Here is a 23,952-nt window from a genome sequence, read left to right on the forward strand (position 1 = left end):
AGCCGGTGCGCACGTCGTCGTCGTTGACGAAGCCGTTGAAGCCGTTGAAGCCGCTGTTGTCGTCAGCTCCGCCATAGGCGAAACCGCCGGTGGCGTAGATGAGAGCGCGGTCGAAGGCCACACCGAGACGGGCGCGGACCGTGCCGAACCAGTCGATGCCGCCGGCAGCGCCAGCCGGGATGAATGTCGGCGGGAAGCCGGGCGGCACGAACGCGACGCCCTCGCTGCCGCCGAGATCGGCCCACTGCAGGTCGGCCTCGACGCCGGCCACGAAGGAGCCGAACTGATAGTTGTAGCCGATCTGGCCGCCGCCGACGAAGCCTTCACCGCTGTCTTCGCCGAACCTGAGAACGCCGCTCGTGCCGGCGAAGGGCGCCGCGAAGGTGCCGGCAGGCACGAAGATCGAGCTCCGATTGTTCTCATGCCAGCCGTAGCCGGCGTTCACGCCCACGTAGAAGCCGGTCCAGGTGAAGATCNGGTCCGGATCGGAAGGTCGGCGGCGGTTGCGGCCGTGGTAGCCAGGGCAATGGCGGCCGTACTGGCCAGGAAACTCAGAATACGCGCTTTCATCATCAGGCTTCCCTTGTGCGAGGAGACACTGCAGCAGACTATGTCCGGAGCCTTAAGAAAATCTATGGCGAAGCTGCAACACCGCCTGGATTTTACGATCAAACCAAGGGGGTTTCGGATCAGATATCTTGTGCGATGCAATATGGATATCTTCCTGAAGTGCCTGAATACTCGCCCTTTCTTGACTCAGCCGGAACCGTGTGTCCTTCTGAACCTGTTTTCGGATTGAGCTCCGAAGGCGAGGAGATCACTCAGCCCTGCCCGGCGACGGGCAGGGCTTCTTATTTCTGATCGGCGCTGGGCTCCTTTGTCAGCGCCCGCAGCCTGTCCACGAGTTCATCAGGAAGAACGGGCTTGGCAACGAACGCGGCCTTCGGGGGCAGGTCACCTGCGTCAGGAAAGGCCTTGCCAGAGATCACTACGATTCCAACCGCAGGCCAGCCTTGGGCAACTAGACGGGAGAACTCGAAACCATCAAGGGAGCCGGGCATATCAACATCGGTGAGCACCGCGGCCACGTCAGAGCGCCGCCGGAGAAGATCGAAGGCTTCATCCGCGTTCTCGGCTTCCAGTACCCAGAAGCCCGCTTCGCGCAACACCTCTACCTGAGTAAGGCGAACTAGCGGCTCGTCCTCCACTAGGAGGACGACAGGCTGAGCGAGAACCGGAGCGCGAGGCTTTACCGTCATCAAGCCACAAACGAGCAGCGCCGAACACAAGTTCCCACAGTTTCTGCGGGGTTCTGCCTCTATGGGATTGTGGCTCCGTCAGGCGCGGTTAGCTCTGGCCACTAATTGCCGAATGCGGTCAACCACATCCTGTGGTGGATAGGGTTTCCGGAGCAGAGGACCGGCCTCACAAAGGGTCGCAGCAATGTCGGCCGAGCGCTCCACCCCGGACGTCAGAATGACCTGCACGCCTGGTTTGTGGGCCCGCACCCACCGGGCTAGTCCAAATCCATCCATGTCGCCAGGAGTCTGCACGTCGCTGAACACGACATCGATAGTTACCTCCGGAGACTGCAGCACCACTACAGCTTCTTCCGCGTTGACGGCCTCATGGACTTTGTAGCCGCACTCGCGCAGGTAGTCCGCAATCACCATGCGGATCAGAACCTCGTCCTCGACCACAAGGATTGTCTGAAGAGGCGTTTGCGACGGAGGCGTCAGGACTGTCGATGCCGTGCTCATACACAGCTAACCGTCAAGCTTTTTTCTTGGTTCCAACTCTCATGGTTGAGGCGCATCTGGCCAGTTGAGGCAGCGGCTAACTAGGTCGATGACCCGTGCTGCCAAGTATGGCTTACGGATAAACGGACCGAGATCGCTCAGATCATGCTCGGACGGGATCGCCTTGCCTGATGTCAGGACCATCTGGATGGGAAGCTTGCGGGAGCGTACCAGGCGGGCGACGTCTAAGCCACTCCGCACTCCCGGCAGATGAAGGTCAATGAACAACAGATCAATGCGAACAGCGTCGAGCACGAGGATAGCGTCATGGGCGGCACTAGCCTCAAGGACCTTGAACCCTCGTGCCCGTAGCTCGTCGCTGATTAGGCAGCGTGTGAGAGCATCATCTTCGATAACCAGAATGGCGGGAGGAGTACGCCGCGGAAAGGCGGTCACCGTTGTGGCACTCATTGATCCCCCTGACGCTACTAATGCCGAATAACGGCTGATATCAACTCCGGTTCTTGGGCCGTGCTGCGCCGGATCGTCTCGCAGAACTGGGATCGAAACAGCACCAGTGCAGGTCTGAGTTCCAGTGGCTTGACAACTGCTCCTCCGCAGCGAATGAACGGAACCCAGCAACGATGGAAACGTTCACTCTAGTTGCCGCTGCCTAGGTTGCATTGCCCATGTATGATCGGTTTCTCGGCGTTGTTCTCCTGGTCGAAGACGAACCGCTGGTACGGCTGCTTGCGGCAGACGTCCTCGTCGAGGCCAACTTCCGCGTGATTGAAGCAGCAAGTGCCGGAGAGGCTTTGGCTGTGTTGCAGGCCGGCATTGAAGTCGATGTCCTACTGTCGGACGTGGAGATGCCGCCCGGGCTCAATGGTTATGAGTTGGCCCGGAAGGTTCAGGAGCGGTGGCCAATAACCGAGATCCTGATCACGTCGGGACGTGAGTGGCCTAAGGAAGGTGACCTGCCGTCAGGTGCCGCATTCCTGGCTAAACCCTGCCCGAACGAGACGCTCGTCTCGTACGTGCAGTCGGCGGCCGAAAGAGCGCAGGCTGTCAGAGCTTTGAAGGTGGCGGAAGAGCCGTCTGCGTCAGGAGGCGACGGAACAGCCACTCTATTCCCAAGAACAGCATAACAAAACCGCCAGTCGCTCTCCGTTACAAATTTGCGCACGGCGGACGACGATCTCTCCCCATCTATTAACGCGTCGCTTGACGACGAGACGGTATTCCTCCGCTTGGTCCCATCGGCGTTGGTAGGCGACTGGTCGGTCGTAGTAGCCGTCTCTCACGTAACGGGGATAACGGAACCTTCCTTTGTATGCGTCGCTCCTTAGGCAGTGCTCCCGCGAAGACTCCAGGGGTTCTCGCGAAAGCGGGTTTCCACCTCTGCGTAGAGGTTCTCCCGGTAATCGGCCGTGCGGGCACCAGCGATCAAGCAAACACTGACCACAGCGCTGACAAGAAGCCCCCTGGTAACAGTCATCCATCCCTCTCAAGGGTCAACTAGGACTTGCAACCGAAGACAGCAAAGGGTGAGTTGGGTCAGCCTGAGCTCCCGCCTTACTTCTAAGCAATATCGGTTCGCACCTTCCCTAAGTCTCTGACACGCTGTATCCTGGACTGAGCCACGAGGTTCGCTATGACGAGAGATCAGTTGGCTGAACAACTCGCTCGCCTTGACCCAGGAGCAAGCCTTAATGTCGAGGAGAGTAGTCTGGCAGCCTTGTTTGGCAGTGACAGGCTTGACGACCGGATCGTTCACGACATCGAAGTCTTCGCGCTAGAGCACCGTTGCAGCTTCTCAATGCATGAGCATGGTCCCCACCGTGTCATTCCGTGCTTCGAGAAGGATGATATCTTCTGAATAGGGTGAACGGATGCATTGGTACCCAACTGCGGGAGGTCACGCACTCCAATTCCGTGGCAGTTGCGCTCTATGCTAGCCCAATTTGCGTGCTTCCACCACTTCAAGTGCCCTTGGCAGGCAGACCTGAGATATAGTAGTTTGCGGTGAGTTGAGCCGACCTTTCCTGGCATCCTGAAGCAAAAGCCCTGCCGATGACCTTCAACTTCTGCAAATAAGCTTGGGGAACAACCACAGCCCCTATGCGCGGCTGTAAAGGCCTGCTCTTGCCCCTGAACTGTCCTCCCCCTCCACTGACTATCACCCCGCCCAATTGTGCAGACAAGAGCCTTCCCGCAACTGTCGCTATGAATCCGTGTAAGCCGAGATCTTATAGGCTGCCGCGTCAGGGTTCCTCTTCGTCAGAGGATTGATCAGCAAGTCTTTTGATCTGGAACACCGCGGCCGTGACAAAGGCCGAGCCAACAAGAATTCCCACGACAGTCGCGAGAGTGCTTCCTGGGCTCCTGAGCTTAGCCCACCAAAATCCTTGAGTCTCGTCGCTCCCAAGAATCCTGCGCGTTGCTTTCTCTTGCGGCCAGACCGTCACACGCCCCGAGGCGCCTCCCACCTCCTCTGACGCAGCCTGAAAGAGCGAGGCTAAACTCTGATCGCGTGTTGAGCCGAATCTTCGAGGCCAGCGCGGAAGGAACTCCTCCAATCCTCTCGGTGATCCGACCTAAGCTCATGTCCCATTGGCTCAAGCCGGGCTGGTTCTAGCCCTTAAGCGGCAGCATCTTCGCACCCTCGTTGAGCAGGGGTGGATTGCCGACAGCTTCTTGATCGGCTCCCCTGAGGCAGGATCACTCGCGAATGCTCCCATTTGCACTGATTGCGACAACCTATAAAATCGTCTTCGATATGAGCCGGAATGTGCTAGGGGAGCACCCCCCGGACAGATGGAGCTTTCATTGACAGATCAAATGCCTTCTTCTGCTACTCCAAACCTCGTGGAGCTCACGGCAGACATTGTGTCTGCTTACGTTCAAAGTAATGCAATTCCAGCGAACGAGTTGCCGAGCCTCATCGGCACCGTGCATCAAGCCCTCGCGCGACTGGCTGCACCACAGGCCGCCGTCAGGGAGGAGAAACTGGTACCGCCGGTACCAATCAAAAAGTCGGTCCAGCCGGATTATTTGATCAGTCTCGAGGACGGTAAGCAGTATAAGACGCTCAAGCGTCATCTCACCAAGCTAAATTTGACCCCCGATGCTTATCGAGCGAAGTGGGGCCTCCCGACTGACTATCCAATGACTGCACCGAACTATGCGGCCCGACGCTCAGAGCTGGCTAAGGCCATAGGACTCGGACGGTAGGCCGAGGCTTAGCCCATGGCTGAACCGGTGGTGAAGGCAAGCCGTAAGCGCCTTACCAAAAACGCAGCATAAAGGAGAGCCCGTAGGTGGGAAGAGAAGTACTTTATGGGCCCGGATCCTGCGGCTTGATTATCGATCCAATGCCGCCGGGAGGCGCCCAGCGGCCCCACCTCTCTTTTGGCCCCCAATGCCAGCCGGCATGGGGGATGAGCCCCGATCGGATCAAGTGAGAGGGTGCTCCTATGCCGATCGGAAGCCTGAGAGCTTCCTGTCCACTCCAGTCCCGCACCTGAAACCGGATGTCTCGCCCGCAATGCGGACATCTCGACGTCAGACCATTCCTGAAGGGCTGAGGACTGGATGCGAGATCAGGTAGAGCGGTTTGGGCCTTCGCGTAGGCCTCTGAAAAGCCATTGAGGGTAGTGGCTGTCTGCAGATCGAATGGGTGCCGATCCGCCGTTTCGGTCTTGAATGCCAACAGCACCTGTCTTCGGCAAGTCCTATGCCAGCACTGGTCTTTCCTCAGAAGCAGCAACAGGATGCTGTGCCTTCCGTCGCCGTACCACTGGAGCTGACGGTTGAGGGCTCCTTGAACGAATTCGGCAACGCTTAACGTGTGACTATCGATATGGACCTGGGCGCCCGGGCGGCCGCGATTATCTTTCCAAAGCTGGGTTTGGAAAGCCGGGAGGTCCTTGTCGGGCTCGAGCCAGTATCGGTTGAGAAGGGATGCCTCATGGCAACAAGCCAGAGCGCCCGAACTCCCGACGCTGCATACCGGGCCTGGCGGAGGCGGTAGGTCTCTTCGGTCTGGAGATGCACCTGCGATTCTATCGCGATGGACCAAGTCTTGCCAGGCCTCCGGCAGAGCACATCCGCACGCCAGTCCTGATCGTCAGGGCCCTTCCCGGACTGCTCGGGAAGTGCCTCCCAGCCGGCGTTTCGCGCTCCGAGCAAGCATTGCGATTTGAGATAGAGGTGGAGGTCGGATTCCCTTGCACCCTCCGGGGACTGGCCGGGCGAGTGAGCAAAGAATCGAGTGCCCAAGCGGGAAACCTTGGGGATTGCCCTCCCCTTCCCGTAAGGCATCCACGCATCGCGCTCCCTCGACGATGTGAGGACCTCCCATTCGTCGTCGGAAAGGAGAGGAGCAATCAGGGGGGTTCCCGACCTAGTATAAGCGAGAAGCGGCATACCGAGTCTTTTAGCACCTTAGTGGTCAGGCCACCGATCTTTGGTCTCCCAGCCCTGAATAAATGCCGTGTTCTAAGCTGTCCGGCCCTGCTTTGTTAGAGGGAAGAGCCACAGCCAACCTGAGCGACCTCTGCCAACCTTAGAATTTAGTCCCTCCGTTCCTTTAAACTCTGCAATCTCGGAGAGCAATCCTGTTACGGCGATGTCAAGCGCAGTACGCCGTTCCCCGAAGCAATCTTCGTTGGATCGAAGGTAAGGTCGCCCAAGCGCCAGGACTGAAGGACCACAACAGTATCGCCAATCGTTTTGGGCTTGACGCCGCCACCATCCGGGACACGACGAATCGATATCGTCTTCTTCTTCCAGTCGAGCTGGATGCGATCCTCGGGTTCAAAGCCGGCCCTGTCCCATAGCTCCCGGGACAGCCGAATGGTGGTGTAGAAGCGGTCGGGCCGGTTGGCATCCGCAATAGACCTCACCGCAACATGCACAGCAGGCGATTTGTGGCCTGTGCTCACGGTTGCCCTTGGACGGCGAGTCCGCCTCACTGACGTTACGGGTTGAACTCGTTGTGCAGGCTCTGGTTCTGAGCCGCCTTTCTGGTCTTCCTCAGTGCGAGGCTCGATCAGCGATACGGACTGGTGTTGGATGCCAAAATTTGGCGGGTTGGAAGTCAACGTGACCGCGCGCACGACATTCTTAAGTTCGTTGGACATCCTGTCCGTCGACTGCGCCATCACAGGAGCCAACCGTGCAATCGCTTCGATCTGCTGGCCGCCAAGAGCCACCAGCTTGCTCAATTGCTCGGCTATGAGCTCCATAGCAGTCCGGAGGCTTTTCAGATCCACAGCCATGCCCGTCAGGGCCTGCTCGAGCTCCGGCGAGCGGACAGGGGCTAGTCCGCCCTGCTGCGGGGCCTCCGGAGCAGGGGGGCGGGGAGTCTGCACAGGCTTGGCGCGGAAAACCTCCGCTGCGAGCTCTTCGGGCTTGCCCAGGTGGCGCGCTAGGATATCGGCGATGTCACGGGTTCGCTTATCCGCCGTGGCTGTCAGACTGTCTGAATGGTTCCCGGCTTCTGATGACTTGTGGCGTCCAACCTCGGTGAATGAGCGCGGTTCAGTAAACGCGCGGGGCTTTCCCAAGCAAGTCGGGCACAGATCGTAGGCCTGATCGCGCCCGAGAAGCCAACCACGCTGCGTAAAGTAACCTTTGACGCGAGTGTCACCTGTTGGTTTGCTGGCTTCAAAAGTATCGGCTTTGCCGCATTGGGAGCATCGGGCTGTAAATCGGTACTTTGCAGGCGACCCGCCAATGCGAGTAATCTGCGGCTCGAACTGACGTGCGATGCCGGGCATTTCGCTGGTCCTAAATTAGTCATGAGCAGCTTTCCGTCGCGGGAGGGCACAAGGCCTTGATCGCGAGAGTGACCGGAAAACTATAGAGGGATTGCAAAGGTCCTTAACGCTTCAGACGAGATTCGCCAAGTCATCGGCGGCAGTCAGGCCACCGTCCTTAGGCAAAGCAACAAGCTTCAGGCACGGTGACTTTGAAGGTGGGTCGGCGCTCGCGTCGAGGATGAATAGTGAACTTGAGAGGATCGTGAAGAGCTCCTGGCGCGGGGGCGGCACAGGCTTGTGCGGCCCTCAGCGGCAAATACCATCAGGTCAAAGTCTATGGGCGGATGATCACCGAGAATCCGGCATTGATCCGATAAGGCAGTGTATAAGCGGTGAACAGACCTGTCGTAATTGTCTTCCCTGTCGGAGGGAAGAGCAGAAGGAGGTGCCACGTCAGAGTTGGTAGCATAGTTTGTAATGCCTGCTTTTCCGTTAGTGAACACTTTCCCAATGTTGGTCTGCGCGGCACCCAGCTCGTTGGTCAGAAACATCAGCAGTACAGGAAAGAGGCCGCGCAAGACCCAAAGGGGTCAAGGCGATGGAAGTTTGAACTGAGCATCATATGAGGGCAGGCATGATATCTCCTGTGACTATAGCTCGGGTGACACCGCGGCCGCGGTCAGCTCCGACCGGGCTGCATCGCCCGGGCGGCTTCTATGGCGGTCTGCGCTTCCTGCAGGTCGCCATCCTCCAGCGCCGGGGAGGACTGCCGGCCAGCAGCCGAGGGCAGGTGGCACAGGCTCGCCAGAACGGGATAATGATCCGAGCCGATCGCCGGCAGCTTCTCGAATTCCAACAGCGCGAGCCGGTCCTGGTACAATACCTGATCAAGCGGCCACGTAATCAGCATGCTCTCGGCATCATAGGTCGGATACAGACCGCGCCCCACACGCGGGTCGAGCAGGTTGCCGACTCTCATCGCCCGGCGGGTCACGCGCTCCCACGGCACCGCATTAAAGTCCCCGGCCAGAATGCTCGGGGTTTGTGAATCGCGGGCTTGCAGGGCAGCTGCCAAAAGATGCGCATCCCGCATGGTCGTCGGCTGCGACCACGCCTGTGGTGGTTGCGGGTGCAGGCCGTAGAAGCTCACAGCAGTTCCATCGGGCAGGCGCACGCCCGTGAAGATCGAAGGTGTGAAATTGGCGAACAGGAACCTCACCTCAGGATTAAGCAACTCGTACTTGGAGAGAAGGTGCATTCCGAAGAAGGCGTGACCCTCTGGGATGTGCTGGACGCGGTGCGGGAACTGGTTGTTAAGCTGGGCAAGCCTCTGGTCCCACCACTGGTCCGTCTCCATCACCAGCAAAAGGTCGGGGCTGGTGTTCCTGACGATGTCGAAGAACTCCTCGGCCTGCTCATTGTCCCTCTGCACATTGGCCACGAGCACACGCAGACGGGAGTCTGCGGGGCACTGAGCTACCTGGACGGCCTGCTCGGGCCAGAAGGGGATGTAGGGGTAGACCCGATAAAGGTTATAGCCGATTGCCAGGACAGCCAAGCCGAGCGGTATCCAGCCGAGACCCGTGCGGGGCCGTCGCAACACGGCATAGAGGACTAGCAGCGCCGGAAGGGCGACCAGAAACTGGACGCGCGCGAAATCCATGTAGCGGATCCACCAGATATTCGTCTCGATGAACGGGATGAGAGACAGGAGGGCGGCAATCACAATCAGCGGCACGACGATGTAGCGGGCGGTCCAATGAGAGATCTTCGCGCCGGAGCGGGTCTCGGCCATGTGGCACCTCCTCGGCAAGCGGTTCGAACCTGTGATGCCAGATTAAGGCCTGACCTTTGACGAGGGTTTCCTTTTCGCCTGCGTAAAACCCGAACGGTGCGCGGGAACTCTGTACGCTGGCGAACTATCTTGCCGCGAACGATTCCAGCGTTCCCGCCGCGTCAAGCACCATCAGCAATGGCCGCCAAAGCGTTCGCATGGACAGGCCGCCCTGTTGGGTATCATGGTCATTTCCACGATACGACGATTAGGGTTCGGAAAGCCGATCCCCTCCCACTTGAAGGCCAGGACTGTTGCCTGGCGCACACGGAGGCAGTCTCGTTGAGGTCGGAGCCCGCGAGGCGGTCAAGGTGGCCTCAAGCACGCTGGCATCGGGGCCAAGCTCCTACACTCGTACAGCGCCGAGTGTTCGGTTGAGACGCTGTCGGCTGACGACACAGCCCTCAGCAGCGTACGAATGGCATGGTCAAGATCGTCGTCGAAGACGAAATAGATCGTCACGAACCCGCGACGGATCGGATGGGCGGTGTTGTTGAGGATCCCTCACGTGAACACGTCTGCATTGGAGACGAGGGCGACACGGCCATCATTGAAATGATGCCCTGAAGGGCAAAGGCCCACTGCCAGTCGGGTGAGCCCCAGACCGGTCACGACGGACTAGGCTCAGGACTCGTTAAATGAGGTAGAAGGCCACTGAAGCAGCAATGCAGATGGCTGAGAAGAAGGTGTGGGCGCAGCGGTCATAGCGGGTCGCAACCCGGCGCCAGTCCTTGAGCTTGGCGAACATGTTCTCGACCTTGTGCCGTTGCCGATACAGAGCCTTGTCGTAGGCGATGGGAGCTGTCCGGTTCTTAGTCGGCGGAATGCAGGGCGTGATGTCCTTCTCGACAAGAGCCTGCCGGAACCAGTTGCTGTCGTAGCCTCGGTCGGCAATCAGCGTTGCGCCAGTCGGCAGCGCCTCCAGAACGAGCCGAGCGCCCTTATGGTCGCTCATCTGGCCTTCCGAGAGCAGCAGGATGAGGGGCCGACCCGCCGCATCACAGACAGCGTGGAGTTTGGAGTTCAGGCCGCCTTTCGTGCGCCCGATACGACGGGGAACATCCCCTTTTTGAGCAGGCTCGCCGCCGTGCGGTGGGCCTTCAGGTGGGTGGCGTCGATCATGATCCGCTCCGGCTTTGGCCCTTCACCCGCCAGGGCGGCGAAGATCCGGTCGAAGACGCCCAGCCGGCTCCATCGCATGGAGCGGTTGTAGAGCGTCTTGTGCGGCCCGTACTCCTTGGGCGCATCCTTCCACTGCAGGCCATGGCGGATCACGTAGACGATCCCGCTGACCACCCGGCGGTCGTCTACGCGTGGCACACCGTGCGCCAGCGGGAAACAGGGAGAGATCCGCGCCATCTGACGCTCGCTCAGCAGAAACAGATCACCCATTCACAGCCTCCTCGACAGGAGACTCTGAGTCACACCTCAGCCCAAATTAATAGGTCCTGAGCCTAGGGCTGCCGTGGTCTGCCTCCTGAAAAGTGATCCTCCCTGAAGTATGGCTTTCAAGCCAAAGGAGGACTGAAGATGGGCAAGAAGAGGCACACGGCCGACGAGATCGTTGCCAAACTGCGGCAGGTTGACGTGCTGACCGCGCAGGGCCGGACGGTGGCAGAGGCGATCCGGCAGATCGGCGTGACGGAGGTGACGTACTACAGGTGGCGATCCGAGTACGGCGGCCTCAAGTCCGATCAGGTCAAGCGGCTCAAGGAACTCGAGACGGAGAACGCCCGCTTGCGGCGGGCCGTCTCGGATCTCACCCTGGAGAAGTTGATCCTCAAAGAGGCCGCCTCGGGAAACTTCTGAGCCCCGCCCGCCGTCGCGCCTGTGTGGAGCACGTGATCGCCAAGTACGGCGTCTCAGAGCGGCTGGCCTGCCGGGTTCTGGGCCAGCACCGCTCCACCCAGCGCAAGATCCCCAAGAAGCCGGAGGATGAAGCGGCGTTGACGGCCGACATCATCGCTCTGGCCACCCGGTACGGCCGCTACGGCTACCGGCGCATCACGGCTCTGCTGCGAGAGGCCGGCTGGCTGGTGAACAAGAAGCGGGTTGAGCGGATCTGGCGACGGGAGGGGCTCAAGGTGCCGCAGAAACAACCGAAGAAGGGACGTCTCTGGCTCAACGACGGATCCTGCATCCGGCTGCGGCCAGAATATCCCAACCATGTCTGGAGTTACGACTTCGTCGAAGATCGCACTCATGACGGGCGCAAGTTCCGTATGCTCAACCTCATCGACGAGTTCACGCGCGAATGCCTGACCATCAGAGTGAACCGGAAGCTCAAAGCCGTCGATGTCATTGATGTGCTCTCGGACCTGTTCATCCTGCGCGGTGTTCCAGATCACATTCGTTCCGACAACGGCAGCGAGTTCACGGCAAAAGCCGTGCGTGATGGATTACGGCCGTGGGTGCCAGGACGGCCTACATCGAGCCGGGCAGCCCCTGGGAGAACGGCTATTGCGAGAGCTTCAACTCGAAGCTCCGGGATGAACTGCTGAAAGGAGAGATCTTCTACACGCTCGAGGAGGCAAAGGTGGTGATCGAAAGCTGGCGTCGTCATTACAACACGGTGCGCCCGCACTCATCCTTGGGCTACCGGCCACCTGCACCAGAGGTTTTGGTCTCGGCTTCCAAGCTGGCGCCCAGGCCAACGCTGAATTAACATCACACCCGGATCACCCACATGGGGCAGGCCACCAGCCTTGGCCAATTCGGCGGCCACAAAGTCGATTTCATCGTCAGTCATGCGGAGTTCTCATGTTGATACTTAGCACTCGCCGTATGACCATGGATCAGGAGCCTTGGTTTTGCGGTTCGGATTCTACCTCGCAGGGAGTAAAGCGCTCGGTTGTAATCCGGTCAATACACAGCGTCCTCAGGATGTGTGCTGTCTTACATCTGGCTCGCCGAATATCCCCCTGCCCCTTTGTCCCAGTAGAATCGACAGCAGACTGGACCATCGTGAGACCTTGCTCCCGCAAATCAGACACTCTGTCTCAGTGCAAAATTGAGGCTACGCCAGTCCTCCCTTATGACTAAGTGCCCCCGCCCGGCAGACCGAATGAGGCTCTCTTTCTCGTGCGGATGAACGCAACACTTCAACTTCGCGGTCAGCATGCACTCGAACGGTAAATACAGTTTGGCTGGCGGACAAAGGGAAAGCCCTGCCGGGGGCAGAGTTCGCTGACAGGAACCGCCGTTTGGGAAGGCAGTTCGGTTTCAGTGTGAGCCGTTCGCGTCCCTCCTCGCATAGGCCACAGAGCTTACCTCAAGCTTGGCTGAATGTGGCTGCGGCTCGGGCATGATTGATAGCCGTGTCGTGGTTCTGTGGAGCGTCAAGGATGATATGTTTTTAGGCGTCGAACGATTCAGCCTTGCGCTTCATTAAGGTCCGCAAATGCTGTGTTATGGGCCCCATCAAGCTAGCCAAAGCTCGCTTCCAGGAATCAGATCGTCGCTGCAGCTGGCGAAAATTTAGGGGTCAGGTTGGCACGGGAGAAAACTCGGTCGCACATCACCCGTGCCGTCTCAGTCATTCAGAAGAAGCTACCTTATTTGGGTTCGCTAAGCGCTTTAGGGTTTCGACGTCGAGCTCTCTCGTGACGGAAAGACCGTTCTTGTACTGGAACTCTTCGATGGCGCGACGAGTACCCGGTCCGATGACGCCGTCAGCTGCAAGAGGTCCGTAGCCCAGATTCGTCAATGCCTTCTGAGCTGCGGTGACCACAACCCTCCTGGGCGCATCCGTGGATGGCGTCGTTGATCCTGTTGCGGAGACGTGGGTGCCCTCCCGGCTAGCCCCGTCGAGGCGGTTCAATTCACCTAAGGCGATGGCGAGTTCTGCATTCGCCTTATCCCGCCTCTGAGACAAGCTGTTGACCTTTTCTCGCAACGAGGCTGCTTGAGACTGAAGGGTGGCGAGATCCGCCTTCACCGTCTGCGCCTGAGCGCGCTCATGGAGTAGTTCCATCTGACTTTGGGCAAGCTTGGCAATCTGTCCTCTCAGTTCAATTTCGACCTGGTCTGCCCTGCGGTCCGAAAGGAACCAGAGCCCCCATCCTGTGGCAGATCCGATGCCAAGAGCAACGACAAGAGCATAGGAGAGCGTCAACGACCCTGCCTTGTATTCCGACCTCATCAAATCTCCTCACGAGTTATCCTACGGCCCTCTGTTCGGGTGTACTGTTCGTGGAGCCTGAGAGTGTGGTCAGAACGTGGCTAGGCTCAGGTCGCTTGCAACATTGAGGAGTCGTATGGTTCGTGTGGTGAATAAGGTGTTAACGCATTCCGCAGCGGAGGATAGCTCCACAGGCGTTCATATCCTGTTACCTTGCCTAGGTGGTATGGGCGGCCGCAGTTCCGCCCGAAGTGTCCAATTTCCGCCGGAACCTCTGCTCTTAGGCCCTTGAGTTACGGGGTGTCCTCCACCAAGCACTACTTTGGCAGGTATGAGGAGCCGAGCGAAGCCTGTCGACGTCCTCTCCTGAGGGATCCTCAGCAGGTGGTTGTTATGGGCACCTCAGTTGCGTGGGACCAGAAACTCCAGTCCTGGATTGGGCTTTCCTGAAACCCCTGCGTCACCCGGCCCATCAGCGCATGTGCCCGCTCTATGTGGCAGGCCTGATCGGCCCTGGTGCGCGCAAGAGCGTACAAGCCATAGGGGCTTGAGTAGCGCCGGCAGACTACGACCAACTGCATCACTTTGTGGCGGTGGGCCCCTTCCCTCGCCTACCCTCAATCCGGTCACTCATCCTTATTTGTCCGTGCCTTGCTTAGAACCATGTCAGCATCGTCGGCATGACGGACCCGACGCTTCGGATTGTCATCCCTTGGAACGGTTGCTGGTCAAAGCGCCGATCGGATGATTGGGACTTGCGTCATAGTAGGTGCGATCACGTCGAAACAAGCGGTTGGTTCGGCAATTCAGTCTTCGAATGGCAGCAGTTCAGCCGATTACAGTCAAATGGAGGGCCGCGCGGTCGGCGAATGCCGCGTGGCCTGCTGTTCGTGCGGCTTGCGGCGTGCGGCGGCACGCGCACTTAGGCGGGCTGACGCTCCGCAAGCACAGGGTCGTGCACCTGCAGCACCGTCAACCGCTTCGACTCTCCGGTACGGGTGGTCCAATCAATCGACTTGCCAACCGGAAGCCCGATCAGGGCAGTTCCGATGGGCGTCAGCACCGAGATACTACTCTTTGAGATGTCAGCGTCCTGCGGATAGACGAGGGCCACGGTCTGCACCCGCCCCGTCATATCGTCGCGGAAGTCAACCTCGCAGCCCATGCAGACGGTGTCGACGGGATGGCGCCCCGCGGGAAGGACATGTGCGCGGTCGAGCTCGTCCGCCAGTTCCGCTGCGACCTCAGGCAGTGTGGTCGCCGCCGCATTGGCGAGCACAGAGAGCTTCTCGTGGTCGGCGGCGCTTAGGATGATGCGGGGCTTGGCACTGCCAGCTTTCATGGTCATGGGATGTCTCCTGTTCTGTTGGGTGCGATGGCAGGGTTAACACTGCCGGTGGGTCGGGATCATTGTCATCGCCACGTGTCGGCGGGTTTGAGGTCCGTTTGGTCGCGGGGCGCCTCGGCGGCAACAGCCGGATGAAATTTCCATCGGGCCGCTCTGCATCCTTCGGCGCGGACTTCGACGACGGCTCCTTCGGGGACCGATCCATGGCGAGATTTCCTCTGATTTCTGCGTTTCTCTGGGCACGTGCTGACCTGAGAACCTCTTCCAGGAATTCAGCTGTGGGACGTTCGAACGCGGGACGCACTCTGTTATTGATAGGAGGGTTGCTGGCCTACAGCTCGCGTAGGCTTTTGCGCCGCGACGCAGAGCACGAGATTGAAGATTTGTTGAAGCAAACCGCAGCACTGGGATGCGCCAGCACCCGGCCTTACAAGACGTCCAATTTATATGGCTCTTGCGTTCACCCCGAGCTCGGGGTGCCGATGCACGTCGAGCTCGGGGCTACTTACCCGCGATGAGGCTGCCTGCCCGATGTAGGCCGCGGCGGAAATGTGCGACACTTAACATGATGACTCATGCTGGTATACATTACCCTGCTTGTCAAATCGTCGGCGCACCGCGTGACGGAATGTCTGTTTTCAGATCCGTCCCCAGGCTTACGCCAAGCGTCGTTCATGAAAACCATGTGAATTGCCTCCGCATCCGTCTCCGATCTGAAATGCGCCATGATCTCGCGGTCGCGCTGACGCCGGGTCACCCAGGTTAATTCCCGCAGTTGCGTGCGGACATCACCATCCGGGTTTAGCAACAGGAATACTCGATCCGCGAGAGTGATGTTCGCAGCGCCAAAGTTGTGCGCAGGGATCAGACGGCGAATGTCCAAATGGGCTGGCCGAGGCCCGCGAACGGAGCGCCGGGTTTGAGATGCGGCGGCCGACCCCGAAGGTGGATGCCTTTCTGCCCTGCAGAACCGTGTGGTAGGCAACATTATGCTTCAGAGGGCTGTCACTGTCGCAATACGAGCAAGCTTCCCAACGAGTTCGGGACGTTGCGCGCACAGGCAAGGAACCAAGCGAGCAGGCGTGATCAGGGACACCATCACGGTAGTCATCAACTTTAATGCCGGCCCAAACTTGTGGGCTGCCTCGTGCTTCTGGGAGACAGGGCATGTACTTTTGACCCGGGTGGTTTGGATGTGTCGCCACGGGCTCACGTGCCCGTTTGGAGAAGTCCTTTCCGGAGCAGCATGTGCGGCGTGACGAATCGGCGTTAGTGGCACTGTGGCAGCGCCTGACTGAGAAGAAGTATCATTCTTATATTCAGGGCTATCCTTAAAAGCTCCCTGAGTGCAATGTTGGGTTCGTGAGCGGCACATAGCCAATGGTGACGTATTGCATGAGCGTTTTACCGCACAATGTGAACCTCGATGCCGTGGTGATGCGTGATTAGAGAGCTATGGCGCAACAGGGTCAGGAGGAGGCCATGGGCGAATGGAAAACACTTTTTGAGGACGAGGTCGAGGGTCGCTGGGTTACGCTGAAAGTCTATGAGAGTGAGGATGATGAGGACGGGGACGAGGGCCCGCTCGTGCGTGTCACGGCAGCACCGATTTATGACGACAATGCAGAGTTAGGGCCGAAGCAAGGCGGCCAGGCGCTCCCCACCACGACAGAAGTGGCAGACACATCAACCACGCTCGAACCCGATCCAGTGGAGGATCTGGAGGAGGAACTAATGGAGATCGGCTTCAGTCCAAAGGCAGCCGCTTGGATTGTCGCCAAGGTCCCGGTGTAGCCCGCGAGGTCTTGGATGGCCTAGCTCTGCTCTCCGAGCGCGAGGTGGACGTTCTCGGCCCTATACGCGCCCGACCTGTTCCATACAGGTCGATCGTGCGTGATTTGGGTTGGCTTGGCATTGTACTATCAACTTGGGATCCGTCGCAAATGTTCTGTTTCAGGGTTTCGGGTAGTTCCGCCTCAGTTCAGCGGCGAAGGGTGCCGTGTTTAAGGAGTGCACAAATAAATGTGGGGTCACATGCCGCCCACAGTCCCGGCTGTCATTACACTGCCGCTGATTAGGTCTATCCGCGCGTTTCGGATGCTTCGTCTCACTGGCCGCCCCTAAATCCTTATATTCCTCTATCGATGTGAGGGCCCCGGAAAGCGTCAATCCTGTTTCGCGGTAATCACTGAGAGTGTCACCGAAAGGAGCGCGATGAGGATGACGACTGCATTCACGGCATGCGAATACTCCCACTCCTGGCGTAACTCGCTCCAGTTGTTCGGCGGGGTCGTCCAGTTGGCGGTCGCATGGTTGGCCGGAAAAGACCAGGTGAAGAAGATGGCAAAGAAGACGACGAAGCATAGGGCAGCGGTCGCAGCAAAGAGGAAGGCTCGGCGCTGCCGACGCAGCTTGCTTGCCAGAACAACGTTCATGATGAGCGCGGCCAGGTCGACGATGCCGAACCACGCCCATCCCGCATAAACGCCCTAGACAGTCAGATAGGCGTCGCGGGGCATATCGATCTTGTTCGGCAACTCGAACAGGTGAGCCCCAATTGGCACCAAGGCGAGAGCGGTCAGCACAACCGCGAGGAACTGAACCACATGCAGGTTCATCGATGCCTCCGCGCTCTGAGGTCATTCCGCATTGGTCGCGCTAGAGAGGCTTTCGATCGACCCGGATATCGAAATGCAGCACCTCCTCGCGGATCCCGAGCTTCTCGTAAAGGGCGATGGCTGGATCATCACCGCGATCGGCCTGTACGTAGACCACCCAGGCGCCACGCGCCGCGGCGACCTCGCACAAGTATTCGATCAGGGCGGTCGCGACACCTTGCCGTCGATATTGATCGCTCACGGCAAGGTCATAGATGTACACCTCGCGTCGTGCCCTCTCAAACTTGTCGAGTTCATAGGCAACGAGGCCGCCTACGACCTCCTCGCCCGCCAATGCCACTATGACGAAAATGTGCTCCTTCGCAAGCAATCCCTCCAGATAGGCGTCACTCGGCGGCTCGGCCCCGTAGGTTTCAGGGTCGGCGAAGGCCGCCCCGAACAGCGCGGTGAGCTGACGAAGCAACCTGACGTCAGTGAACCTGAGGTGATGGAGGAGCATGGGCTTTGGGAGCATTGGCCCATGCTAGCGCTGTCGCGTGGCACGGCAACCCCTTCGAAACCAGTCTCCGCATCGCCCTGACGGAACGTGCTCCACTAGCCGGCTGCCATCTTGATGCCGGGCTACGGGCGGCGCTCGCGCTGGAGGTCGAGATGCCAGAAGGAGCCGACGACGCCTTCTGGCCGCTGCTCGGCTATTGCTGTGGTTCCGTCTGTGGCAGCGAGATCCCGCTAATCCGTGGCCTTGAGACGAGCGCCGCAGGGCCGGACGCGTTAAAGGCCTTTGGTGCTGCCTTCGCGACAGTTGCCGCCGCACCGATGTTTCACATCGCCGGGATCACGCCGGAGGCGGACGGGCAGAGGCCGGAGCGCCAAGTGCGCATAGGCTTGGGCGATCTGCGAAGGGCATGGGAGGTGCTGAACACCGCCACATTACCGGAGGTTGGCCGCATCAGCCTCGGCAACCCGCACTTCTCCCTTGATGAATGCGCTCGATTGGCAGCGCTGGTGCGCGGGCCGAACCAAGTCTGAGAACGTGGCGGCGATCGTGACGTGCGGCCGGGCCGTGTATGAGGCGGCCTCTAAGGCTGGACATGTTGCAGTGGCCGAAGCCTTTGGCGTGCAGTTTGTCACCGATACATGCTGATGCATGATTGGTGAACTGGTGGTCCCTCCAGCAGCACGGACGCTGATGACCAACTCAGGCAAGTACGCGCATTACGCGCCAGGCCTTGTTGGGCGTGATGTCCGGTTCGGCAGCATGGCCGCGTGCGTGGAGGCCGCCTGTACCGGCAAGGCTCTACATGACTTACCCGCTTGGCTGTCATAGCTCCGGACTGGGTCACACAATGAAATTTCTAGCGTCTTCGGAACGTCTGGCTCCGTGAGCATTGCTGTCCTCAGGCAAATATCTCTAGTATGCCACGACCTGACCTTTCTGGTTTCACCAGTTTCTCCCATGGCGATGTATCGAACCCGCTCAAAGGATAGGCTGAGCATCGCTCAGTCGTGGCAGCTATTCTATAACACATGAGCAGTGTTGTCGCGACGTGCTCCATTGGGAGCACCCGTAATGATCAGCGGGTCCATCATGAATCCCCCGCAACCTCGGTTCGGGACTTCAGGATCTCGAGAAGCGCTCGATCCCGCCGCTCCTCCAGTTCCTGGATCGAACGGTTGCCAGCTTCCTCGGCGACGCCTTCCACAATCCGTTTCTGCACCTCTGGGCTCAGTGACGGGTTCCCCAGTGAGGCCCATCGTCTGATCTGGCTTGGGCCCAAGTGGGAGAGGTAGTGCTCGATGCCACCCTGGCCGCCGCCAAGATGATAGGTCATGTGCGGACCCATGACGGCCCAGCGTAAGCCCGGCCCATTGCATAAGGCAGCATCAATATCAGCCACACTCGCCACGCCCTGCTCCACCAGGTAGACCGCTTCCCGGTATAGGGCTGACGACAGCCTGTTCGCGATGTGTCCTGGCATCTCCCGTCTCAGGATAACTGGCCGGCGACCGAGGGTTCGGTAAAACTCAGCTGCCTGCCGAACAATGCTTTCGTCCTCGCCAACTAGCTCCACGAGCGGAACTAGGTGTGGAGGATTGAAGGGATGGGCGACGATGAACCGGTGCAGTGTCTTGCAGTTCGCGACAATGCTGCTCCGCAGGAGGGCCGACGTGCTGCTGGCGACGATAACGCCCTCTGCCGCGAGTTCATCGATGTCGGCCAGTATTCTCCGCTTCAAGGCTTCGTCCTCCGGAACGTTCTCTTGGACGAAGTCAGCGGCACTCAGCACCTCAGTCAGATCACCCGAGAACCGCAGCTCGCCGTTCTGTCGAGTGCCGAGCTCCGCGAGTTGATCGAGGGCATGATCCACGAACGAATGCAGCCGCTCCTCGGCACCCGGGCTCGGATCGTAGGCTGCCACGTCTAGGCCATGGCCCAGAAAGAGAGCAGCCCAACTCGCGCCGACGGTTCCGCAGCCGATCACTGCCACCCGTTTGATCGTTGTCACCCTGAGATCTCCTGATGAAGCTGAGAAAACAGCCCCTCGACCTGTTCAGCCGGCGGGCTGCCGAACATCTACTCGGCCGCCTTAACACCCGTGGTCTTGATGAGATCAGACCATTTTTGCATTTCGCTATCAATCAGGCGAGTTGCATCCTCTGGCGTTCCCGGCTTCGGCGTGACGCCCTGAACGCGCATGGCTTCGATGACCTTGGGTGCCTTGAGAGCCTTGACGATCTCCTGATTGAGCTTTGTCAGGATCGGCTCCGGAGTTCCAGCCGGTGCGAGCACTCCAAACCACGAACCGACCTCGAACCCGCTCAAGCCCTGAGATGCCACGGTGGGCACTCCTGGCATGAACTCCGACGGCTCCTGTGTGGTGACCCCCAAGGCCCGCAATTTGCCTCCCTGCACATGTGGCAGAATTGACGGGATCGTGTCGAACATCACCTGCACATGTCCGCCGATCATGTCCGTCATCGCCGGCCCGCTGCCGCGGTATGGGGCGTGAACAAGCTTGGTGCCGGCCATGGAATTGAACATCTCGCCTGCAAGGTGCTGGGGCGAACCGGCACCCGCTGACGCATAGGTCATCTTTCCGGGCTGCCCCTTGGCCAGGGCAATCAACTCCTGGACGGACTTGGCCTCGACCCCCGGATTGACGACCAGGGCGAGCCCAACATTGCCGGCCAGGGTGATGGGGGCGAAGCTCTTCTTGAGGTCAAAGCCGGGCTTGGCCTGCAGGCTCATGTTGATGGAGTGGCTGGTAAGCGCCCCCATCAGCAGGGTATAGCCGTCAGGGGACGCCCGCGAGACGGCCGCGGCCCCTAGGCTTCCGGCAGCGCCCGGCCGATTCTCGACGATAACGCGCTGCCCAATGGTGTTCGACACCTCCTCAGCAACGACGCGACCGATGATGTCCGTCGCCCCACCGGGTGCATAGGGCACGACCAGCGTGATGGGACGCGTTGGATAGTTCTCCTGGGCGAAGGCGCTGGTACCAGCCGACATCCCCGCTCCGACGAGGGCGGCGGCGCTGATGAGAAGCGTTCTGCGAAGCATGATGTTTCCTCTTTGATGTTAGTTATGAGGCTGTTTGGGTCTAGCTGCCCATCAGCTGAAATCGAAGTCGCACCCCTCGTCGGCCTGCAACACGCTTTTTAGGTAAAGACCACGGTATCCGCGATGTTCCTCGGTGAGGTGGGCTGGTGGCTGCCATTCTTTGACACGGCGATCCAGCTCATCCTCATCCACCAGGAGCTCAATACGGCGCTCGGGCACATCCAGCCGGATCCGATCGCCATTCCGCACAAGGCCCAAGGGGCCACCGGTCGCGGCCTCCGGAGCAATGTGGAGAACGATCGTTCCAAAGGCGGTGCCGCTCATTCGTGCATCAGACATGCGCACCATGTCCTTCACCCCTGCCTGTGCGAGCTTCTTCGGGATCGGCAAATAGCCAGCCTCCGGCATACCAGGAGCACCCTTCGGCCCGGCATTACGCAGGACCAGGATATCGTCCGCCGTCACATCGAGATCCGGATCGTCGATCCGGGTCACCAGATCCTCAACGGATTCGAAAACGACAGCTCGACCGGTATGCTGAAGAAGCTCGGGCGATGCCGCCGAGTGCTTGATCACGGCCCCAAGCGGAGCCAAGTTCCCGCGCAAGATTGCCATGGCGCCGGTGGCTTTCAGGGGATTGTCCCGACTTCGGATCGTTGTCTGTCCAGGCACGTCCTCGGCCATATCGGCGATGGCTCCAATGGTTTCGCCGGTGACCGTCACCGCATCCAGGGCGAGATGATCGCGCAGCTCCTGCATCAGACGGGGAACCCCGCCAGCCCAGTGGAAGTGCTCCATGTACTTGGCGCCCGAGGGCTTCAGATCCACGAGAACGGGAACCTGGCGCCCGATTTGGTCGAACTCCTCCAGATCAATCTTGATCCCGCGGCGGCGGGCAATAGCGGCCAGATGAACCAAGCCGTTGGTCGAGCCGCCGATCGCCTGCAGCACGACCATGGCGTTGCGAAAGGCTGCCTCGGTTAGCACCTCGCTCGGGCGCGTTCCGCTCTTTGCAAGCAAAACTGCTTGACGCCCACTCGCCTCGGCAGCCCGGATCCGGTCCGCATGCGTTGCCGGGATCGAGCCGGTCCCCGGCAGGGCAATACCGAGCGCCTCGACAAGGCAGCCCATGGTACTTGCTGTGCCCATGACCATACAGGTGCCCTGGGTGGGAGCCAAACGTCCACTGACAACCTCCACCTCATCCTGGTCCATAGCTCCGGCCCGGTGGTTTCCCCAGAGCCGGCGGCAGTCGGTGCAGGCGCCCAGCATCTCACCCTTGTGGTAGCCGACGAGCATTGGTCCGGTGATCAGTTGGATTGCCGGCACGTTGGCGCTGACAGCGGCCATGAGTTGCGCTGGTACAGTCTTGTCGCAGCCCCCGATCAGCACCACCGCATCCATCGGCTGGGCGCGGATCATCTCCTCGGTGTCCATGGCCATGAGGTTGCGCAGGAACATGCTGGTTGGACTGGCGAAGGACTCGTGGATGGAGATCGTTGGGAACTCCATCGGGAGCCCACCCGCCAGCATGACACCTCTCTTCACCGCCTCAATCAGGCGAGGCACGTTGCCGTGACAGGGATTGAAGTCGCTAAAGGTGTTGGTGATGCCGATGATCGGCCGCTCCAGAGCGTCGTCAGAGAAGCCAGCGGCCTTGATGAAGGCCTTGCGCAGAAACAGGGAGAAGCCGGGATCGCCGTAGCTTGTGAGGTTGCGGCGAAGACCGGATGCGGGAGGTTTAGGATCATTGCTCATGACGAGCGATCATCGGCGTGCTACCATGATTGTCAACAATAATGTCGAAGCTGAGCGGGGTTGGTATGGACAGTGTGGAGCGTCAGGCATCGGCGACCCGCGTGAAACAGGTAGCGAATGCCCTTGAGGAGGAGATCGTCCTTGGGTGGCTGCAGCCCCGGGAAAGGCTGATCGAGGAGAACATCGCTTCACGTTTCGATGTGAAGCGGCATGTGGTGCGGGAGGCAATTGCCGAACTCGAGCGCATGGGTTTAGTCGAGCGCGTGCAGAACAAGGGAGCGGCTGTTCGCATGCTAAGTCCGACCGAGGTTCGCCAGATCTATTCGGTACGGGAAGCTCTGGAGACCTTAGCGGCACAGCAGATCCCATTGCCACCTCGACCGGAGACGATCAGCGCATTAACGGAAATCCAGGGACAGCACGCCGCTGCCGTTGAGCGGAGAGATCCTCGAGTCGCGTTCCGAGCAAACATGGCCTTTCACAACGCGCTTTTTGGAGCCTGTGGCAACCCGCATCTGGTTGAGATCATCCAGAGCCTTGCTCAGAGGGTTCATGGCGCGCGCTCTTACACGGCGGCAAACCCCGTGCATCTCGCTCGGGCAAGAGACGACCACTGGTCCATGATCGAGGCGCTCAAGGCATCAGACCGAGACAAGCTGGTTCAGCTTTGCCGTGAGCATCTCAGCCCGTCACGTGATACGTACATCGCCTATCTGGAGCAGCGATTCGGCAAAGCCGGGTAATGCCCATAGATAGAATCATCAGCCTAACCAGACCAGAGCCCGCTGGATGAAGCCTGGCAGGACTTAGGTCAGACAGTACCGACTGGCTCGGCTGGGTGAGAAGTTCGGAGCCGATATCAAGCTAGGTGATCTGATCGACCAGATTGCCATCGACTGCCCGAGGAAGTCCCTCCCGTGGGAGCGGCCCCCAAACCAGTATGATCGCAGGTGCAAGGCTCGTTATACCGATCTGGAGGCGATCAGCCGCCCTCCCCCGACCTTCCGCCGATGATGCGAAAGCTTGCGGTCGTCCAGGGTGGGAGAGGCTGACACATGGAACCGCTTCTCTTGAGAGCAACAGTGATCCTCCCTCGCTTTGACGGACACCTCTGATACGCTCCTGTGGGAGCGGGAAGGTGTTTGATGACGAAGACGAGGCGCGAATTCACACCCGAGTTTAAGCGAGAGGCCGTGGCACTGCTGGAG

22 protein-coding genes and 2 pseudogenes are annotated in these 23,952 nt (G+C 59.6%); 9 read left to right on the plus strand and 15 right to left on the minus strand.

Translation table 11 applies throughout. The features are described 5' to 3' along the window. The 4 genes from ACFOYU_RS04050 to ACFOYU_RS04065 all read right to left on the minus strand — a co-directional run. Positions 1–451: outer membrane protein (locus tag ACFOYU_RS04050; protein ID WP_377032518.1), on the minus strand; the 451-nt coding region annotated here is incomplete at its 3' end. A 400-nt stretch (positions 452–851) separates the two neighbouring features. Further along, positions 852–1,259, minus strand: a complete 408-nt coding sequence (locus ACFOYU_RS04055) for a response regulator (RefSeq protein ID WP_377032519.1) — start codon at positions 1,257–1,259, stop codon at positions 852–854. 78 nt (positions 1,260–1,337) lie between these two features. Next, complete coding sequence (locus ACFOYU_RS04060) at positions 1,338–1,760, minus strand: response regulator (protein WP_377032520.1); 423 nt, start codon at positions 1,758–1,760, stop codon at positions 1,338–1,340. Between the two features lie 39 nt (positions 1,761–1,799). Further along, positions 1,800–2,210 carry a response regulator gene (locus tag ACFOYU_RS04065; RefSeq protein WP_377032521.1) on the minus strand — a complete coding sequence of 137 codons (411 nt, stop codon included), beginning with the start codon at positions 2,208–2,210 and terminating at the stop codon, positions 1,800–1,802. Between the two features lie 218 nt (positions 2,211–2,428). On the opposite strand from ACFOYU_RS04065, the gene ACFOYU_RS04070 reads away from it, so the two are divergent. The 3 genes from ACFOYU_RS04070 to ACFOYU_RS04080 all read left to right on the plus strand — a co-directional run bounded on the left by ACFOYU_RS04070 (position 2,429) and on the right by ACFOYU_RS04080 (position 4,973). Then, positions 2,429–2,887 (plus strand): response regulator, encoded by a 459-nt coding sequence (locus ACFOYU_RS04070; protein ID WP_377032522.1) that lies wholly within the window; start codon positions 2,429–2,431, stop codon positions 2,885–2,887. Between the two features lie 506 nt (positions 2,888–3,393). Continuing rightward, a complete protein-coding gene (locus ACFOYU_RS04075) occupies positions 3,394–3,618 on the plus strand; it encodes a hypothetical protein (RefSeq protein ID WP_377032523.1) in 225 nt (74 codons plus the stop codon). Between the two features lie 962 nt (positions 3,619–4,580). Further along, positions 4,581–4,973 (plus strand): MucR family transcriptional regulator, encoded by a 393-nt coding sequence (locus tag ACFOYU_RS04080; protein WP_377032537.1) that lies wholly within the window; start codon positions 4,581–4,583, stop codon positions 4,971–4,973. Positions 4,974–6,361: 1,388 nt separating this feature from the next. Here the strand turns inward: ACFOYU_RS04080 and ACFOYU_RS04085 are convergent. Then, positions 6,362–7,522 carry a hypothetical protein gene (locus tag ACFOYU_RS04085; protein ID WP_377032524.1) on the minus strand — a complete coding sequence of 387 codons (1,161 nt, stop codon included), beginning with the start codon at positions 7,520–7,522 and terminating at the stop codon, positions 6,362–6,364. A gap of 661 nt (positions 7,523–8,183) precedes the next feature. Continuing rightward, positions 8,184–9,299: an endonuclease/exonuclease/phosphatase family protein gene (locus ACFOYU_RS04090; protein WP_377032525.1), complete on the minus strand. Its 1,116-nt coding sequence runs from the start codon at positions 9,297–9,299 to the stop codon at positions 8,184–8,186. A gap of 462 nt (positions 9,300–9,761) precedes the next feature. On the opposite strand from ACFOYU_RS04090, the gene ACFOYU_RS04095 reads away from it, so the two are divergent. Then, positions 9,762–9,905, plus strand: a complete 144-nt coding sequence (locus tag ACFOYU_RS04095; RefSeq protein WP_377032526.1) for a hypothetical protein — start codon at positions 9,762–9,764, stop codon at positions 9,903–9,905. A gap of 67 nt (positions 9,906–9,972) precedes the next feature. Here the strand turns inward: ACFOYU_RS04095 and ACFOYU_RS04100 are convergent. Continuing rightward, positions 9,973–10,730, minus strand: a protein-coding gene (locus tag ACFOYU_RS04100; protein ID WP_377032527.1) for an IS5 family transposase whose coding sequence is annotated in 2 segments (ribosomal slippage) — positions 9,973–10,397 and positions 10,397–10,730 — 759 coding nt in all. Because the reading frame shifts where the segments join, the coding sequence is not laid out codon by codon here. A 138-nt stretch (positions 10,731–10,868) separates the two neighbouring features. Between ACFOYU_RS04100 and ACFOYU_RS04105 the strand changes: the two are divergent. Further along, positions 10,869–12,003: pseudogene (locus ACFOYU_RS04105) on the plus strand (IS3 family transposase). Positions 12,004–12,873: 870 nt separating this feature from the next. Here ACFOYU_RS04105 and ACFOYU_RS04110 read toward each other — a convergent pair. Together ACFOYU_RS04110 and rnk are read right to left on the minus strand one after the other, a co-directional pair. After that, positions 12,874–13,479: a peptidoglycan-binding protein gene (locus tag ACFOYU_RS04110; protein ID WP_377032528.1), complete on the minus strand. Its 606-nt coding sequence runs from the start codon at positions 13,477–13,479 to the stop codon at positions 12,874–12,876. Between the two features lie 901 nt (positions 13,480–14,380). Further along, positions 14,381–14,806, minus strand: a complete 426-nt coding sequence (rnk, locus tag ACFOYU_RS04115) for a nucleoside diphosphate kinase regulator (protein ID WP_377032529.1) — start codon at positions 14,804–14,806, stop codon at positions 14,381–14,383. Between the two features lie 1,482 nt (positions 14,807–16,288). Here rnk and ACFOYU_RS04120 point away from each other — a divergent pair. Then, positions 16,289–16,600, plus strand: a complete 312-nt coding sequence (locus tag ACFOYU_RS04120; protein WP_377032530.1) for a hypothetical protein — start codon at positions 16,289–16,291, stop codon at positions 16,598–16,600. A gap of 371 nt (positions 16,601–16,971) precedes the next feature. Here the strand turns inward: ACFOYU_RS04120 and ACFOYU_RS04125 are convergent, their stop codons facing one another. Genes ACFOYU_RS04125 through ACFOYU_RS04135 form a run of 3 tightly spaced genes read right to left on the minus strand, consistent with a single transcriptional unit; the run spans position 16,972 to position 17,923 of the window. Then, positions 16,972–17,241: a hypothetical protein gene (locus tag ACFOYU_RS04125; protein ID WP_377032531.1), complete on the minus strand. Its 270-nt coding sequence runs from the start codon at positions 17,239–17,241 to the stop codon at positions 16,972–16,974. A 54-nt stretch (positions 17,242–17,295) separates the two neighbouring features. Then, entirely contained in the window at positions 17,296–17,424 is a 129-nt protein-coding gene (locus ACFOYU_RS04130) for a hypothetical protein (RefSeq protein ID WP_377032532.1), read from the minus strand. Between the two features lie 40 nt (positions 17,425–17,464). Beyond that, positions 17,465–17,923 carry an AAC(3)-I family aminoglycoside N-acetyltransferase gene (locus ACFOYU_RS04135; protein WP_377032538.1) on the minus strand — a complete coding sequence of 153 codons (459 nt, stop codon included), beginning with the start codon at positions 17,921–17,923 and terminating at the stop codon, positions 17,465–17,467. Between the two features lie 14 nt (positions 17,924–17,937). On the opposite strand from ACFOYU_RS04135, the gene ACFOYU_RS04140 reads away from it, so the two are divergent. Together ACFOYU_RS04140 and ACFOYU_RS04145 are read left to right on the plus strand one after the other, a co-directional pair. Then, positions 17,938–18,453, plus strand: a complete 516-nt coding sequence (locus ACFOYU_RS04140) for an aconitase X (RefSeq protein WP_377032539.1) — start codon at positions 17,938–17,940, stop codon at positions 18,451–18,453. After that, a pseudogene (locus ACFOYU_RS04145) lies at positions 18,404–18,751 on the plus strand (aconitase X). Before ACFOYU_RS04140 ends, ACFOYU_RS04145 begins: the two are co-directional and overlap by 50 nt. Positions 18,752–19,010: 259 nt before the next feature. Here ACFOYU_RS04145 and ACFOYU_RS04150 read toward each other — a convergent pair. The 3 genes from ACFOYU_RS04150 to ACFOYU_RS04160 all read right to left on the minus strand — a co-directional run bounded on the left by ACFOYU_RS04150 (position 19,011) and on the right by ACFOYU_RS04160 (position 22,744). After that, positions 19,011–19,931 (minus strand): 3-hydroxyacyl-CoA dehydrogenase NAD-binding domain-containing protein, encoded by a 921-nt coding sequence (locus tag ACFOYU_RS04150; RefSeq protein ID WP_377032533.1) that lies wholly within the window; start codon positions 19,929–19,931, stop codon positions 19,011–19,013. Positions 19,932–19,999: 68 nt separating this feature from the next. Then, positions 20,000–20,986, minus strand: coding sequence for a Bug family tripartite tricarboxylate transporter substrate binding protein (locus tag ACFOYU_RS04155; RefSeq protein ID WP_377032534.1), 987 nt, complete (start codon positions 20,984–20,986; stop codon positions 20,000–20,002). Positions 20,987–21,037: 51 nt separating this feature from the next. Beyond that, positions 21,038–22,744, minus strand: a complete 1,707-nt coding sequence (locus ACFOYU_RS04160) for an IlvD/Edd family dehydratase (protein WP_377032535.1) — start codon at positions 22,742–22,744, stop codon at positions 21,038–21,040. Positions 22,745–22,785: 41 nt separating this feature from the next. On the opposite strand from ACFOYU_RS04160, the gene ACFOYU_RS04165 reads away from it, so the two are divergent. Continuing rightward, complete coding sequence (locus ACFOYU_RS04165; RefSeq protein ID WP_377032536.1) at positions 22,786–23,487, plus strand: GntR family transcriptional regulator; 702 nt, start codon at positions 22,786–22,788, stop codon at positions 23,485–23,487. Positions 23,488–23,952: the final 465 nt, after the last annotated feature.

The organism is Microvirga sp. GCM10011540 (assembly GCF_042650665.1).
Classification (GTDB): domain Bacteria; phylum Pseudomonadota; class Alphaproteobacteria; order Rhizobiales; family Beijerinckiaceae; genus Microvirga; species Microvirga lenta.

Excerpts from the sequence above, each read along its gene's own strand:
- ACFOYU_RS04125 (WP_377032531.1), bottom strand. The coding sequence starts at position 17,241 with ATGAACGTTGTTCTGGCAAGCAAGCTGCGTCGGCAGCGCCGAGCCTTC.
- ACFOYU_RS04160 (WP_377032535.1), bottom strand. The coding sequence starts at position 22,744 with ATGAGCAATGATCCTAAACCTCCCGCATCCGGTCTTCGCCGCAACCTC.
- ACFOYU_RS04055 (WP_377032519.1), bottom strand. The coding sequence starts at position 1,259 with ATGACGGTAAAGCCTCGCGCTCCGGTTCTCGCTCAGCCTGTCGTCCTC.
- ACFOYU_RS04085 (WP_377032524.1), bottom strand. The coding sequence starts at position 7,522 with ATGCCCGGCATCGCACGTCAGTTCGAGCCGCAGATTACTCGCATTGGC.
- ACFOYU_RS04060 (WP_377032520.1), bottom strand. The coding sequence starts at position 1,760 with ATGAGCACGGCATCGACAGTCCTGACGCCTCCGTCGCAAACGCCTCTT.
- ACFOYU_RS04135 (WP_377032538.1), bottom strand. The coding sequence starts at position 17,923 with ATGCTCCTCCATCACCTCAGGTTCACTGACGTCAGGTTGCTTCGTCAG.
- ACFOYU_RS04110 (WP_377032528.1), bottom strand. The coding sequence starts at position 13,479 with ATGAGGTCGGAATACAAGGCAGGGTCGTTGACGCTCTCCTATGCTCTT.
- ACFOYU_RS04065 (WP_377032521.1), bottom strand. The coding sequence starts at position 2,210 with ATGAGTGCCACAACGGTGACCGCCTTTCCGCGGCGTACTCCTCCCGCC.
- ACFOYU_RS04165 (WP_377032536.1), top strand. The coding sequence starts at position 22,786 with ATGTCGAAGCTGAGCGGGGTTGGTATGGACAGTGTGGAGCGTCAGGCA.
- ACFOYU_RS04130 (WP_377032532.1), bottom strand. The coding sequence starts at position 17,424 with ATGAACCTGCATGTGGTTCAGTTCCTCGCGGTTGTGCTGACCGCTCTC.
- ACFOYU_RS04080 (WP_377032537.1), top strand. The coding sequence starts at position 4,581 with ATGCCTTCTTCTGCTACTCCAAACCTCGTGGAGCTCACGGCAGACATT.
- rnk (WP_377032529.1), bottom strand. The coding sequence starts at position 14,806 with ATGACCATGAAAGCTGGCAGTGCCAAGCCCCGCATCATCCTAAGCGCC.
- ACFOYU_RS04070 (WP_377032522.1), top strand. The coding sequence starts at position 2,429 with ATGTATGATCGGTTTCTCGGCGTTGTTCTCCTGGTCGAAGACGAACCG.
- ACFOYU_RS04155 (WP_377032534.1), bottom strand. The coding sequence starts at position 20,986 with ATGCTTCGCAGAACGCTTCTCATCAGCGCCGCCGCCCTCGTCGGAGCG.
- ACFOYU_RS04075 (WP_377032523.1), top strand. The coding sequence starts at position 3,394 with ATGACGAGAGATCAGTTGGCTGAACAACTCGCTCGCCTTGACCCAGGA.
- ACFOYU_RS04120 (WP_377032530.1), top strand. The coding sequence starts at position 16,289 with ATGGGCGAATGGAAAACACTTTTTGAGGACGAGGTCGAGGGTCGCTGG.
- ACFOYU_RS04090 (WP_377032525.1), bottom strand. The coding sequence starts at position 9,299 with ATGGCCGAGACCCGCTCCGGCGCGAAGATCTCTCATTGGACCGCCCGC.
- ACFOYU_RS04095 (WP_377032526.1), top strand. The coding sequence starts at position 9,762 with ATGGTCAAGATCGTCGTCGAAGACGAAATAGATCGTCACGAACCCGCG.